General features: G+C 58.9%; 14 protein-coding genes. 1 reads left to right on the top strand and 13 read right to left on the bottom strand.

Annotated features, from left to right (window positions below; genetic code table 11):
• Positions 1–329 precede the first annotated feature (329 nt).
• From GR212_RS23280 to groES, 6 genes are all read right to left on the bottom strand, one after another.
• Positions 330–2,534, bottom strand: a complete 2,205-nt coding sequence (locus tag GR212_RS23280) for an amylo-alpha-1,6-glucosidase (RefSeq protein ID WP_163989976.1) — start codon at positions 2,532–2,534, stop codon at positions 330–332.
• A 16-nt stretch (positions 2,535–2,550) separates the two neighbouring features.
• On the bottom strand, positions 2,551–3,645 hold the full coding sequence (locus tag GR212_RS23275; RefSeq protein WP_163989973.1) for a glycosyltransferase family 4 protein: 1,095 nt from the start codon (positions 3,643–3,645) through the stop codon (positions 2,551–2,553).
• A gap of 88 nt (positions 3,646–3,733) precedes the next feature.
• The gene (locus GR212_RS23270; RefSeq protein WP_163989970.1) at positions 3,734–4,156 is read right to left on the bottom strand and encodes a hypothetical protein; all 423 of its coding nucleotides are present in this window, start codon (positions 4,154–4,156) and stop codon (positions 3,734–3,736) included.
• Entirely contained in the window at positions 4,131–4,433 is a 303-nt protein-coding gene (locus GR212_RS23265; protein ID WP_163989969.1) for a hypothetical protein, read from the bottom strand. Before GR212_RS23265 ends, GR212_RS23270 begins: the two co-directional genes overlap by 26 nt.
• A gap of 54 nt (positions 4,434–4,487) precedes the next feature.
• Entirely contained in the window at positions 4,488–6,116 is a 1,629-nt protein-coding gene (gene groL, locus GR212_RS23260) for a chaperonin GroEL (RefSeq protein WP_163989966.1), read from the bottom strand.
• A gap of 62 nt (positions 6,117–6,178) precedes the next feature.
• On the bottom strand, positions 6,179–6,493 hold the full coding sequence (gene groES / locus GR212_RS23255; RefSeq protein WP_097595821.1) for a co-chaperone GroES: 315 nt from the start codon (positions 6,491–6,493) through the stop codon (positions 6,179–6,181).
• 276 nt (positions 6,494–6,769) lie between these two features.
• Here groES and GR212_RS23250 point away from each other — a divergent pair, with 276 nt between their 5' ends.
• Positions 6,770–7,042, top strand: coding sequence for an usg protein (locus tag GR212_RS23250; protein ID WP_163989963.1), 273 nt, complete (start codon positions 6,770–6,772; stop codon positions 7,040–7,042).
• A 254-nt stretch (positions 7,043–7,296) separates the two neighbouring features.
• Here the strand turns inward: GR212_RS23250 and GR212_RS23245 are convergent, their stop codons facing one another.
• The 7 genes from GR212_RS23245 to GR212_RS23220 form a co-directional block, all read right to left on the bottom strand.
• Entirely contained in the window at positions 7,297–8,007 is a 711-nt protein-coding gene (locus GR212_RS23245; protein WP_204326718.1) for an MgtC/SapB family protein, read from the bottom strand.
• 166 nt (positions 8,008–8,173) lie between these two features.
• On the bottom strand, positions 8,174–10,579 hold the full coding sequence (locus tag GR212_RS23240) for a membrane-bound PQQ-dependent dehydrogenase, glucose/quinate/shikimate family (RefSeq protein WP_163989961.1): 2,406 nt from the start codon (positions 10,577–10,579) through the stop codon (positions 8,174–8,176).
• Between the two features lie 100 nt (positions 10,580–10,679).
• A complete protein-coding gene (locus GR212_RS37780; RefSeq protein WP_432444398.1) occupies positions 10,680–10,823 on the bottom strand; it encodes a hypothetical protein in 144 nt (47 codons plus the stop codon).
• Between the two features lie 80 nt (positions 10,824–10,903).
• Positions 10,904–11,110: a hypothetical protein gene (locus GR212_RS23235; protein ID WP_163989958.1), complete on the bottom strand. Its 207-nt coding sequence runs from the start codon at positions 11,108–11,110 to the stop codon at positions 10,904–10,906.
• 19 nt (positions 11,111–11,129) lie between these two features.
• A complete protein-coding gene (locus tag GR212_RS23230) occupies positions 11,130–12,458 on the bottom strand; it encodes a zinc-binding dehydrogenase (protein ID WP_163989955.1) in 1,329 nt (442 codons plus the stop codon).
• A gap of 127 nt (positions 12,459–12,585) precedes the next feature.
• Complete coding sequence (locus tag GR212_RS23225; protein ID WP_163989952.1) at positions 12,586–12,882, bottom strand: DUF3175 domain-containing protein; 297 nt, start codon at positions 12,880–12,882, stop codon at positions 12,586–12,588.
• 49 nt (positions 12,883–12,931) lie between these two features.
• Positions 12,932–13,246, bottom strand: coding sequence for a plasmid stabilization protein (locus GR212_RS23220; RefSeq protein ID WP_163989949.1), 315 nt, complete (start codon positions 13,244–13,246; stop codon positions 12,932–12,934).
• Positions 13,247–13,547: the final 301 nt, after the last annotated feature.

The raw sequence follows: 13,547 nt of genomic DNA, 5'->3' as shown, positions 1-13,547 counted from the left end.
TTTGGCGGGCTGAGTGCACCCTTTTCAAGTCGGCGCTGGCGAACTGCGCCAACCTCAGTATTTTCATCTTCATCCGTGAACCTTGATGCTTAGGGTGAGCGTCATCGCCCTCGGGACCTATGTAAGCCAGAGCGCCTCGGCTGTTATGGCGGCACCACCTGAGCTGTGACCATGCTCGTTATTTCCCTTCTAACGGCATACATGGCGCTGGTGGGCAGTGCCTTCAGCGGTCTGTTGGGGGTCGGCACCTATGCGTTTCTGCTGGCCAGACCTGACTGCGACATACAAATAGCTGGTTTTCGGAACGATTGTCTTGCTGAAGGGTCCGATTATGAGGTCGACACCACTTTGATATCACCACGGCGATCGACGACTTCGACAACGACTTGCCGCCCCGAACAACGTAGCGCGACGTCGCACGAGCTGCCCGACATCCGCAGGTTTCGGACCGCAATCTCATCAACGAAGGACGGCAGGCGCGGTTCGTAAAAGTTGATCGCGCGCGCATTGGGATCGAAATCGATGCCGAGGCAGGATTGCAGCAGGAAGAGTGGCGCTGCGGCTGCCCACGCCTGTGGAGAGCAAGCGACCGGATAGAAGGTCGGGCCCTGGGCGCGCTGGCGCGGCAATCCGCAGAGGAGTTCCGGAAGGCGGCGCAGGTCGATATAGGTCGAGGCCGCGAACAGGCCCTCGAATATCCGCGCCGCGTCAGAGCGATAGCCGTAACGGGCAAGTCCGCTGGCGATCAAGGCATTGTCATGCGGCCAGATCGAGCCGTTATGATAGCTCATGGGATTATAGCGCGCCTCGGTCGAGGGGATAGTGCGAATGCCCCATCCGCAGAAGGACGAAGCGCTCATCAAAGTGCGGGCGACCTGCGCGGCCCTTTCGGGATAGGCGATGCCGGTAAACAGCGCGTGGCCGGCATTCGAAGAGCGCACTCTGCAAGGGCGCTTTTCTCCGTCGAGGGCAAGCACATAAGTGCCCAGTTCCTCATCGAAAAAGGCAGCGTCGAAGGCGCGACGCAAACCTTCGGCTCGGGCAAGGAACTTGGCCGCCGGTTCCGGCCGGCCGAGCACGCGGAAAATCTCGGCCGCCGCCTGCCAGGCGCCATAGACGTAAGCCTGCACCTCGGCGATCGCGATCGGGCCCCTGGCCAGCGTCCCGTCCGCATGGAAGACTGAGTCGTGGCTATCCTTCCACGCCTGGTTGATCAGCCCTTCTTCGGTCAGCCGCCCGTATTCGACGAAGCCGTCGCCGTCGCGGTCGCCGTGCTCGTCGATCCATGTCAGCGCCGCCTCGATATGCGGCAGAAGACGATCGATGGTGGCGAGGTCGCCGGTCCGCTTGACGTATTCGCCAGCTAGCATCACGAAGAGCGGCGTCGAATCGATACTGCCGTAATAGCGGCGGAAAGGAACTTCGCCGAGTTCGGCCATCTCGCCATAGCGCACCTCATGCAGGATCTTGCCGGGCTCGGCGTCGGAAGCAGGATCAATCGCTGTGGCCTGGTTGGCCGCCAGATGCCCGAGCACGCCACGGGCGATCTGCGGGTCGAGCCAGAGGGTCTCCAGCGCAGTGATCAGCGCGTCGCGGCCGAAGACGGTGCTGAACCAGGGAATGCCGGCATAGGGATATGGCCCCTCCGGTTTGTCGGTCATCAGCATGTAGAGATCGGAGATGCTGCGGCGTGCGACCTCGTTGAAGATCTCGTTGGAGGTGACGATCGAGGCCGCGCGCGAGGACGAGGAGCGCAACGCCCGGCGGGCATCCCGCAGGGCCAGGAAGAAGGAGCGGTGGCTCGGTTGATCAGCTGCGGTTTGGTCGCAAGCGATCTCGATGAACAGCGACCGCGTCTCGTGGGGTCCGAGATGGAGATCAAAGGTGACGAGATCGCTGCGAATTTCGTCGGGCTCGGGAGCAAACAAAAGACGCGTCGATCGCCTGCGGTCGTCCAGGCCGACATAGGAGAGAAGGACACTCTCCTGATCCATGACAGCAGGAAGATGCCGGCCCTTCTTCGCTCTCAAGGTTCCCCGCACTTCGAACAGATCGGCGAAATCTGTGCCAAACGCGATTTCGACGCGGACGTGTTGGCGCCGATCGTCGTAGTTCCGGATGGCCAGCCGTTCATAGCAACGGGCATTCCATAGGAAGCGGGTCCTACGCAGGTGGACAAGGTCATGCGCGAGGATGAGCTTGCCTTTGTCGTCGAGAAGATCGGGATTGGTGAGATCGCAGGTGAGCGTCGCGTTGTCGTCTCGCAGCGTCGACGACAAGAGCATCGGTCGCTTGCCGTTGATGGTCAGGTAGAGATGCGAGAGATAACGCGTATCCCGGTGAAACAGGCCTTCCGGGCTGCCTGGCCCGGAAAGCGCATCGCCATTGTGGTCGAAGACGGCGAAGGTATCGCCGTGCTTCAGGGTGCGCGGCCGTCGCTCCTGCAGCGAGGCGGTCGCCGGGATGAAGAACTGCGCCACCGGCGCCTGGCTGGCTGCCCCCGCCGAACCGACGTCTGCAGAAGCGATCGACATGCTGATGGCCTCCGATCTATGCCACGACCTGTAGATCCAGGTCCTGGCCATTGGCGCGGCGCAGCGGCGCTGCCTTTGTGCGAACGCCCGGCAGGTTGCGATAGATGTCGAGATAGTCCCGCGCCATCCGTTCTGCGCTGAAGCGCTTCTCGAAGGTCGCACGAACTGTCTTTCGATCCATCCGCAGAGCCCATTTGACGTTCTCCACTGCTTCCGTCACGCTATCGACAAGGATGCCCGAGATCCCATTGTCGATCACCTCGGGAACCGAGCCGCATCCGAATGCAATCACCGGCGTGCCACAGGCCATGGCTTCGATCATGACCAGTCCGAAGGGCTCGGGCCAGTCGACTGGGAAGAGCACTGTGCCGGCGTTGCCGAGGAAGGTGGCCTTCTGGTGTTCGTTGATCTCGCCGATGAATTCGACATTCGGATGGCTCTTGACCATTGGTTCGATCAACGTTTCCCAATAGGCTTTGTCGGCATTGTCGATCTTGGCGGCAATCTTCAGCGGCATGCCTACCCTGGCGGCAATTTCAATGGCGCGATCAGGCCGTTTCTCCGGCGATATCCGTCCAAGGAAGGCAAGATAGTTGCCCTTCGGTTTTTCCGTGAAGGGCAGCATGTCGACCGGAAGCCCATGATAGACAGTCCCGGCCCAGTTGACTGGCGGCATTGGGCTGCGCTGATCATTGGAGATCGAAACCAGCGGAACGTCCGGAAATGCCTTGTAGAAGGGCTTGAGGTCCGGCAGGTCGAGCCGGCCATGCAGCGTCGTGACGGTGCGGTCGGCAAAGTCCCGGATCAGCGGAAAATGCAGGAGATCGATATGGAAGTGCAGGACATCGAATTCGTGTGCCCGCCGGCGGATTTCCTCCAGCATCACGACCTGATGTGGCAGATGATCCTGGATGGCCGGATTGAGCCGCAACGCGACGTCCGAGCACGCCACCAGCCTGGCGTCGGTGACGGAATCGCCGCTGGCAAAAAGCGTGACGTCATGGCCCTGGGCGACAAGTTCTTCGGTGAGATAGGAAACAATGCGCTCGGTTCCTCCATAAAGCTTCGGCGGAACACTTTCGGCGAGCGGTGCGATCTGAGCGATCTTCATCGGCAAAACCTCCTCAATTGAGCAAAGAGTCGTCGGTAAAAATCACGCCCGCATCCTCGAAGAGGCACGCGGCAGTTCGTGGTAGTGTCTAGATTTGGAATGGCTGTCGGCGGTGGTCTCCTTTCCGGTAGCTGCACAGGCCAAGGTTGCCAAACCGGCGTGATTGCGGTCTGCGGCGGCGCGTCCTGTGGATGTCGAAGGAATTGGGTGCGCCCTGATCTCCGGGTTGCCGATCAGACACGTCCAACGTCTTTAGCGCTTCGATGATCTCGTCATAGGAGACGGCCTTATCCGTGCCGGGATAAAGACGAAGGGCCGGAATGGACTCGATGGCAAAAATGTCGGATGCCCATGACGCGAGAATGGCGCGTTTCTCGTCATCGCTGATATCGTCGGCTGCAAGAACGTCACGGGGATGACCAAAATGCTTGGCTGGATGAAGCAGATGTCCGGCACTCAGTGGTGCTACGGCGCCGGCCTGGCTGTTACTGCTGTTGATGTCCTCTCTCATCTTCTGGCTCCATGGATAAATCGATGGCACCTGGGTTCATGTTCCGCAGCTCACCGGAAAGCACGTCACGCTCTCCACGAGACGCCGTTATGTCCGCGATCGTCATTGCCTCTGACAGAAGGACGTCGCGGTTTCGCAGTCCCCTGTTGAACAATCTGGCGACTGTTGTCGTCAGCGCTCCGATGGAGGCCGGGTCACCCGTTATCCCTTTGGCTCGGGCAATCTCTTTGACGACGCTGGCGCAAAGACGTGCGTCTTCTTTCGATGGCAAGCTCATACACACTCCACAATCGGCTCGCCCCATGGGCTGGGGCGAGCCTGGCTTGATAGCTTAGAAGTCCATGCCGGCACCAGCCGGGATCGCCGGCGTGGCGTCTTTCTTGGGCTTCTCGGCGATCATCGCTTCCGTCGTGACCAGCAGACCGGCAACCGAGGCGGCATCCTGGAGCGCTGTGCGCACGACCTTGGCCGGATCAATGACGCCTTGGGCATAAAGGTCGCCATATTCGCCGGTCTGGGCGTTCCAGCCGTAGGAGAACTCGGTCTTCTCACGCAGCTTGCCGACGATCACCGAGCCTTCGGCGCCGGCATTCTCGGCGATCTGGCGCACGGGGGCTTCGATCGCACGGCGCACGATCTCGATCCCGACCTTCTGGTCCTGATTGGCCGTATTGAGATTGTCGAGCGCTTTGACGGCACGCAGCAGCGCAACGCCACCGCCCGGCAGGATGCCTTCCTCGACCGCTGCGCGGGTCGCATGAAGCGCATCGTCGACGCGGTCCTTCTTTTCCTTGACCTCGACTTCCGTCGAGCCGCCAACGCGAATGACTGCAACGCCGCCGGCAAGCTTGGCAAGGCGTTCCTGCAGCTTCTCGCGATCGTAATCCGAGGTGGTTTCCTCGATCTGGGCGCGAATCTGCGCAACGCGACCGTCGATCTCCGTTTTGGAGCCAACGCCGTCGATGATGGTCGTGTTCTCCTTCTCGATCGCCACCTTCTTGGCGCGGCCAAGCATGTTTAGCGTGACGTTCTCCAGCTTGATGCCGAGGTCTTCGGAGATGACAGTGCCGCCCGTCAAGATGGCGATGTCTTCCAGCATGGCCTTGCGGCGATCGCCGAAGCCAGGAGCCTTGACGGCCGCGATCTTCAGGCCGCCGCGCAGCTTGTTGACGACGAGCGTTGCAAGCGCCTCTCCTTCGACGTCTTCGGCGATGATCAGCAGCGGCTTGCCCGATTGCACGACGGCTTCGAGGACCGGCAGCATCGACTGCAGGTTGGAGAGCTTCTTCTCGTGGATCAGGATATAGGGATCCTCGAACTCGACCCGCATCTTGTCGGCGTTGGTGACGAAGTAGGGGCTGAGATAACCGCGGTCGAACTGCATACCTTCGACGACTTCGAGTTCGGTTTCAGCGGTCTTGGCTTCTTCGACGGTGATGACGCCTTCGTTGCCGACCTTCTCCATTGCTTCGGCGAGATAGCGGCCGATCTCCTCGTCGCCATTGGCCGAGATGGTGCCGACTTGTGCGATCTCGGAATTGCTGGTGATCTTGCGGGCGTTGGTCTTCAGTTCCTTGACGACGGCGTCGACGGCAAGGTCGATACCGCGCTTCAGGTCCATCGGGTTCATGCCCGAGGCCACCGCCTTGGCGCCTTCCTTGACGATCGCTTGGGCGAGAACGGTCGCGGTCGTCGTGCCATCACCGGCGAGGTCGTTGGTCTTCGATGCCACTTCACGCAGCATTTGTGCGCCCATGTTCTCGAACTTATCTTCCAGTTCGATTTCCTTAGCGACTGAAACGCCGTCCTTGGTGATGCGCGGCGCGCCGAAGGACTTCTCGATCACAACATTGCGGCCCTTGGGACCGAGGGTGACCTTCACGGCATTGGCAAGCACATCGACCCCACGCAGCATGCGTTCACGGGCATCGGTGTTGAATTTGACGTCTTTCGCAGCCATTTTTTCACTCCTTTATTAGGCAGCTTAGTTTGACTGATGGGGTGGATTTGGCGGTTATCGCCTCAGGCGGCTTGTCTCTGCTCGGCCTGGGCTTCGATGATGCCCATGACATCGCTTTCCTTCATGATCAGCAGATCTTCGCCGTTGATCTTGATCTCGGTGCCGGACCATTTGCCGAACAGGATGCGATCACCGGCCTTGACGTCGAGCGCCTGGATCTGGCCGGCCTCGTTGCGCGCGCCGGGACCGACGGCGATGACTTCGCCTTCCTGCGGCTTTTCCTTGGCGGTATCGGGAATGATGATCCCGCCCTTGGTCTTTTCTTCGGACTCGACCCGGCGGACGAGAATACGATCATGAAGCGGTCGGAACGACATGTTTTCCTCCGTTGAGCAAAAAAGATGACGTTGATCCCCTGGCCGGACCGGATGACCGGTTCGGGCGGGTGCGAACCTCGAATGAGCTTTCGCGGGAAAAATTTATTTTCGGGATTTTTCGATTTCAAGAGGTCAAAACGAAAAAATTAGCACTCGTGTTACATGGCTGCTAACATACTGGAAAGGAACAACAAAGCTTGATGCCACGTTCAAAAATCTGTTGATGGCCGCAAAATTATGCGTCACCTTTGCAGTGTTACGAAACGGAGATGAAGCATGCAATTTTCATCGGATCTGGAGCGTCAGCTCAATGGCTATGGGCTGACGACCGCACATATCCTCTACCGCATTCCCGATTTCGAGAGTGTCCTGCAGACCTACGTCTGGCAGGACTACGATCTGGCGCCTGACTTTCCCGAGATGCATAAGTTCCTCGACTTCTGGCAAACAAGCCTCGACGGGCCGCTGCATTCCGTCCGCTATACCCATCAGCGTCTGATCGGACCCAATGAATGGCGGCGTGTCGCAGGCGAGTTCAAGCTGCACTGAGGTCTTGAATCTGGATTTTTCTCTTCCTAGCCCTTTTTTCGATCGATGCTTGATGAGCTCGGTCGCATCGCACGTCTTGTTCAGAGTGAGATTGATATGGAAGAAAAGATCAAGATTATCAAAGACCTCAGCATCGAGGAGCGCGAAGAGGTCTTTGCCGACATTGCACGTGTGCTGGAGGGGACTGCAAGACCAAAGGACATGTAATTCGGCGATCTCACTGGTCGATGGCGAATCCCCTTGAGGCGACATCGTTAGGTGGTTGCGTTGAGAAACTCGAGTTCCAGTATTCTGAACCGCTTGCTTCCCAGTTCTTCCAGGTGGCGAGAAAGCGCTATGAGCTCGACTTTCCGCCAGCCAATTTCAAAAGTCAGGGCGATATGTTTTGACTCCGTCAGCTTTCTGCTAATCAATCGACAAGAACTGCATTGTGGAAGAAACTGCGACAGATCGACAATATCGCTCGAATCAAGAGGCTCAATGACAACGCGTGCCTTCTGCATGCGAGGGATGGCTTGGTCAAACAGTTTGAACGGCGAAAGAACGACGAAAGCGATGATGGCGCCCGTGCTGCCAACAATCCACTGGCCGCCGCCAATGCATAGACCGATCGCTGTCATGATCCAAAGTGTCGCCGCCGTCGTGACGCCGGTGACCATATCGCCCCGCTTAAGGATTACTCCACCGCCGATGAAACCTACGCCGGTGAGTATGCCAAGTGGAAACCGAAGCGTATCCATAACCGCGAAGGACTGATCGGTTTTGCCGCTGGCGCCGAGAAGCAAATTGGCCTGGATCATTGCGAGGCAAGCAGCAAGGCCGACCAGCAGCGTCGTTCGAAAACCTGCTGGGTGCCCGCCGGCTTCTCGGTTGAGGCCAATCAGGCACCCCGCGGCGACCGTCAGCGCCAGCCGCCAGGCAATTTCGGTCCAGGTCGGAACGACAGGCATGATATCCAGATCCATTGGCGATGTTCAACCACTATGATTTGAGCCAGTTAGTCGGTGTGGTCTCAACTTTTCCTCGGCGACCGTTAGCGACCATTGCCCGCAAAGCAGAGAGCTGCAAGAAAACGCGCGGCAATGCCATCTAGGGGCAGCAACCAAGTTGGATGCTGCCAACCTGCTCCGTCTAAGATCCTTTCGGTACCGCGAACGCGACGATCTCGTCGCCGTTGCGAGATTGCAGGCCACCGTGGCCGCCAGCCGCAATGACCACGTATTGCCGGCCGTCCTTTCCAAGATAGGTGAGGGGGGTGGCGTTGCCACCGGCAGGAAGATCTCCCTCCCACAGTGTTTGACCGGTGCGCCCATCTAAGGCCCTGATGCTCTGGTCTGTCGTGCCGCCGATAAACACAATACCACTGCGGGTCGCAACGCTGCCGCCCATGCTGAAGACACCCGTCGGCAAGCCTACGGGCATACGAATGCCCAACGGTCCCATGTTCTTTGTTGTCCCGATCGGGCGCTGCCACACGACCTTGTGGGTGAGGAGGTCGATCGCCTGCATCTGGCCCCATGGGGGACGGCTACAAGGGATATTCAGGAAATTCAGCCAGGCATCGACGGTGATAGCAAACGGAGTGCCGTGTTCAGGGTTGTTGCTGAAGTCCGATTGCGGATACGGCTGCCCCCAGCCGCCCCAGGGTTTGTACAGGCCCTGCTGCAAGCCCTTGTCGTAAGGGATCATCTGGAGCCTGAAGGGCATAAAGGTGGTATTGATGTACATCATCTTGCGAACCGGATCGATCGTCGAGCCATACCAGTCGGAGGTTCCGTCGAAGGCCGGCCAACCCAGTGTCGGTTTCAGGCCAGGTGGGGTGTAAAGCCCGTCGTCGCGCATTTGCCGATACTGGATCCGGCAGACGAGCTGATCGATCGGCGTAGCACCCCAGGCATCCTTTTCCTGGAACTTGGGAGCGCGAAGCGCCGGCATACCGACCGAAAAGGGCTGTGTCTTCGAATACCGTTCATTCGGAATATCGCCCTGAGCAACGGGCCGTTCTTCGACCGGAGAGATCGGCTTGCCGTCGCGCCGGTCGAGCAGATAGATTTCTCCCTGCTTGGTCGTCTGAACCAGCGCAGGAACGGTGGCTTCGCCGTCGGCGTCAGGCAAGTCGACAAGGGAAGGGCCGACAGGAACATCGAAATCCCATAGATCGTGATGGACCGTCTGGAAATGCCAGCGCTCCTGACCCGTCGTGACATCAAGCGCGACAAGCGAGCTGGAATAGGCATCATCGAAGGGACGCCGCTCCGCGCCGTAATAATCCGGCGTGGCGTTGCCAAGGGGTACGAATACAAGATTGAGCTTCGGGTCGGCGGAATAGACGCCCCACCCATTGGGTGTTCCCCGAGTGTAGATATCGTCTTTACCGAGCGGCGCGTTGGCCGGCGTCCTGCCCATATCCCACGACCACGACAATGCGCCGGTTGTCGCATCGAAAGCACGGATCACGCCCGAGGGTTCACCCACTGCCTGGTTGTCATAAACCCATCCACCGAGGATCGCCCTTCCATTGATGACCATGGGTGGCGACGAAATGAAGTGGAACCCTGCCGGCACGATGCCCATGTGCTCGCGAAGATCGACCATGCCGTGATTGCCAAAACTGTCGCAAAGTTTTCCGGTATCGGCATCCACTTCGAACAATCGGGGCAGATCCGATGCGGTGGAGATGATCCGATGCGGGCAAGGCGTGCCTGTGGGTGCCTCGAAATAGGAGACACCGCGGCAGGCCTGATAGACATTGTGAGACATGTCTCCGCCGGGATCGTAGCGCCACTTCAGCTCACCCGTTGTCGCATCGAGCGCCACAACTTCCCTGTGGGGCGTGCAGAAGTAGATGGCATCACCGACCTTGATCGGTGTGGCCTCGAAACTGAATTCGTGGCCGCCCTTGTTTTCGCCGGAGCGCGGGAGATCACCGGTGGAGAAGGACCAAGCCTGCTTCAGCTGTGACACATTGGTGGGATTGATCTGATCGAGAGGTGAATAACGATCGGCGGCCGGCGTGCGACCATAGAAATTCCACGCATCGTCAGCAACTGATGGATCGCTTCCGCTGTCCTTGTTTTCCCATCCTGACGGGGTACTGATGACAAGATAGCGGCTTTCACTGACGCGGTATCCCATGGCGAAGACCAACACAATTACAGCTAAGGAAAGGCCGATATTCGCCCACCGCCAACGCCGACTGCGATCGGTCCCGAGGCGGCCGGCGATCCAAGGCGACCAGATCCAGATGCCAAGCACAGCTGGCGCAATGAGGCGTGGGATCAGCGACCATCCGTCCAGACTGACTTCCCAGACAGCCCAGACGACGGTTGCGACGAGAACGGCCGTATAGACCCAAGCGCCCAAATATCTTCGCAGCCCGAGCAGGATGCCGCATACCAGCAACCCCAAGCCAGCCAGGAGATAATAAGGACTGCCATCGAGAAGCACCAACCATGTCCCAAGCCCGGCAAGGGCCAAACCGATCAGGGCGGTCGCGATGCCGGTGAGAAGAACGAGAAGGGGGGGTCTAATGTTCATGGAGATGGCCCATCAAATCGATCGTCTGTCAAATATAGCCCCACCGGCGCACTGGCCATCCCTGTCTGGGCGACAAATTGCCGAACACCGCCGGTGGCCTTCAGCCCTGAATCTCGCCTTCGTTCATGTCACGTTCGTCGTAATTGAGGTCCCAATCCTTGGCATCTTCATCTTCGCCCGGTGCCTTTTTATTGACGGTAGCATCGTCCGAATGCGTGATGACATGTGGCTTGGCGCTGCTCACGCCGTTGTTGGATGCTCCGGCATGGTTGCTTTTCGGACTGTCCTCCAGCGTCGCGCTCGATTTCTGCCTCTGACGGCATTTTACTTTCTTCCATGTTGCTGGCGCTCCTTAGTTGTCGATGTGTGATGGCCTGATGCTCGGTCTGTTTCTTTCATGGCACGGTGCAATTCTTTCGCCGCGGCCTTGGCCAGATCGTTGCGCTGACGATCTGCAGCGGGGCTATCTATCGAGCGGGCATCATCTGTCTCGGCCGGGATGGCTTCCGGCGGCGTTTCGCGTTTCGTCATTGTCGACTTCCTTCCTCGGTCATCCCAGCCGGCCCCAGGCGGGATTCCATTTAACGCCTTCCACAAGCTCGACGAAGACGGGTTCGCTGCTATCGGACTTGTGCGAGTCTGCCAGCTTGAAGGCCGCTTCCGGCTCCATCTCCTCGCCCGGAAAGATCGTATCATCCGTATCTGTGGCCGAGACCTTGCGCACATATCCGCGAACCTGATCGCCGGAATGATAGAATTTGATCACCAGCGATCCAGCAGGCGCGACACCGGAAGAGTACCGCCGATAGTTGGCACGCTCCTCCGTTGTGCCGGCATCACCGGCTCTATACCAGTGCGCGAGGTCCTGACCCTCTGGACGGCCCTCGTCTTCCCAGATTTGGTATGCCCGTAATCTCCGTGTGTCGTCGTCAATCACGGTCGTTGCTTGGTGCTCGACGACCTTCAGGACAACTTTGCCGCGGATGTGCTTTTCCTTGAGGGCGGACTGGGCTTCTGCGGCTTGGCGAAGCCCGAAGGTGCTGGCAACGACGACCTTCATCTTGCCCTGATCGATCAGCGTCGCAATCTCCTGCAATTGAGCGCCGTTCGGCTGAGCAGTGTATCGTCCCGCCCGAATGTTCAGTTTTTTTGCTCGCGCCTTGTTGGGTTCCTGGAGCGTCGAGATCAGCGCTCCTCCTGTCTTTACGACGCTAAAGCTACGCTCCTGTGTCTCGCCGCCGATCAGGTCAAAGACCAGGTCCACAGGCGCAATCACGTCTTCGAACTTTTCCGCCTTGTAGTCGATCACCTGGTCAGCACCGAGATCGGTCACAAATTCCGTGTCCGCCGACGACACGGTTGTTGCAACCCATGCGCCCTTTGCCTTGGCGAGCTGGATGGCGAAATGGCCAACACCGCCAGCGCCGCCGTGGATCAGAACCCGCTGGCCCTGCCGAAGACCGCCATGGTCGAAGAGACCCTGCCACGCGGTGATGCCGGCGAGCGGCACGGCGGCCGCGCCGACCTGGTCCAGTGATTTTGGTTTCGCAGCCACCTCGTCAGCCCGTGCCAGCACGAATTCCTCGTAACCTCCATGTTCTGGCGAGAGAAAGGCAAAAACCTCGTCGCCGATGAGGAAGCTGGAGACGTCGTCGCCGGCGGCGGCGATTTGTCCGCTGACATCGCGCCCGAGCACATAGGGCAGGTCCTTCTCGGTGACCACAGGATACTTGCCCTCGCGCATCTTCGCATCGACCGGATTGACGCTTGCGGCAAAGACTTTGATGAGGACTTCGTTGGCAGACGGGGTCGGCCGATCGATTTCCTCGATTGCCATGACTTCCGGACCGCCGAAGCGGTGGATACGGACGGCTTGCATGATCGGTTCCTTTGAGAGCTGGAGAGTAACTTTTAAAATACGCCGCTGCGCAATGTGGCCCCTCATTTTTCGGCGGGAATCGCTTAGCCGTGACAAGATTATTGGCTGCTGTGATGCGCCCGAATAATCAGCGTTTCGGCTCCTTACCAAAATCCTTGCGCAGCTCGTCCTTAGCCCTGTCGAGCGTCGCCAACCTCGACTTCGAAAGCTGCTTGCCGGCGCGATTAATATAGAAATTCAGCATCGACATGGCGGACTGGAAAGGACCGGCTTTGGCGCGGTCGCTATGTTCGGCCGATGCCTTAAGCGAGTCGGCGATCTTCTTGGCGCTGCGCTGCTTGAAGACGCCGCCTTTCAGATCCATCGCGCCGCTGTTGTCGGTCACATCCTGCGACCATTTCTGTTCGGATTTCTTCGTCGACATGAGCGTTCCTCTTAGAAGAAACGGCGCCGCTGCCGTGACGCCTGTCCTATCAATGAAGCGCGTGGTGCTCGTTGCGCTTACGCGTAGCTGCAGCTTTCTTGGCTGAGGCCGAGCGCTCTTCCTTGGTGCGAAACGCAGCAGCACCACCACCCTTGCGTTCACCCTTTTCGGAGGAGGCGTGGTTTTCGGCGTGGCCACGGCCCGAGCCTGATTTCTTGCCACCGCCGCTTTCCTTGTTGACGGAGGCCCAGGCACGGCGTTCGGCTTTCTTATCGGAGACGCCACGATCTTCGTAGCCTTCCTCGATATGCTCGGCCTTGCGTTTCTGCTTGTCGGTATATGCGGATTTGTCGCCCTGTGGCACGGAATATCTCCTCTTGCTTGGATGAAATAAACAAAACGCCGTCACGCCGTTAATGTTCCTGGCGGTCGCAAACGGTGGGTTTGGTGATTTCGTAGGAACCGTTTCAAAGGAACAACACTTGAAACCTGTCGTTTGCAGGCACGGACCGCGTCGGCACGACACAATCGATATCGGTTGCTTGGGAGCTGAGCGATGATGTCGTCCCAGGTAGAAGCGTCGTCGGGCCATCCGTGCAGCGAGAGCACCGGTTCGCCATTCGCGCTGCCGTGTTCGGTGAAATGAATGCGGACGTCGTCGGTTT

The sequence above is a fragment of the Martinezella lusitana genome (assembly GCF_010668395.1).
In the GTDB taxonomy this organism is placed as follows: Bacteria; Pseudomonadota; Alphaproteobacteria; order Rhizobiales; family Rhizobiaceae; genus Rhizobium; species Rhizobium lusitanum_A.
Note: the sequence above shows the minus strand (reverse complement) of the source record. Positions and strands in the feature narration are given on the sequence as shown.

Excerpts from the sequence above, each read along its gene's own strand:
- groL (WP_163989966.1), bottom strand. The coding sequence starts at position 6,116 with ATGGCTGCGAAAGACGTCAAATTCAACACCGATGCCCGTGAACGCATG.
- GR212_RS23225 (WP_163989952.1), bottom strand. The coding sequence starts at position 12,882 with ATGTCGACGAAGAAATCCGAACAGAAATGGTCGCAGGATGTGACCGAC.
- GR212_RS23265 (WP_163989969.1), bottom strand. The coding sequence starts at position 4,433 with ATGAGCTTGCCATCGAAAGAAGACGCACGTCTTTGCGCCAGCGTCGTC.
- GR212_RS23280 (WP_163989976.1), bottom strand. The coding sequence starts at position 2,534 with ATGTCGATCGCTTCTGCAGACGTCGGTTCGGCGGGGGCAGCCAGCCAG.
- GR212_RS23250 (WP_163989963.1), top strand. The coding sequence starts at position 6,770 with ATGCAATTTTCATCGGATCTGGAGCGTCAGCTCAATGGCTATGGGCTG.
- GR212_RS23240 (WP_163989961.1), bottom strand. The coding sequence starts at position 10,579 with ATGAACATTAGACCCCCCCTTCTCGTTCTTCTCACCGGCATCGCGACC.
- GR212_RS23245 (WP_204326718.1), bottom strand. The coding sequence starts at position 8,007 with ATGGATCTGGATATCATGCCTGTCGTTCCGACCTGGACCGAAATTGCC.
- GR212_RS23275 (WP_163989973.1), bottom strand. The coding sequence starts at position 3,645 with ATGAAGATCGCTCAGATCGCACCGCTCGCCGAAAGTGTTCCGCCGAAG.
- GR212_RS23270 (WP_163989970.1), bottom strand. The coding sequence starts at position 4,156 with ATGAGAGAGGACATCAACAGCAGTAACAGCCAGGCCGGCGCCGTAGCA.
- groES (WP_097595821.1), bottom strand. The coding sequence starts at position 6,493 with ATGTCGTTCCGACCGCTTCATGATCGTATTCTCGTCCGCCGGGTCGAG.
- GR212_RS23235 (WP_163989958.1), bottom strand. The coding sequence starts at position 11,110 with ATGACGAAACGCGAAACGCCGCCGGAAGCCATCCCGGCCGAGACAGAT.
- GR212_RS23230 (WP_163989955.1), bottom strand. The coding sequence starts at position 12,458 with ATGCAAGCCGTCCGTATCCACCGCTTCGGCGGTCCGGAAGTCATGGCA.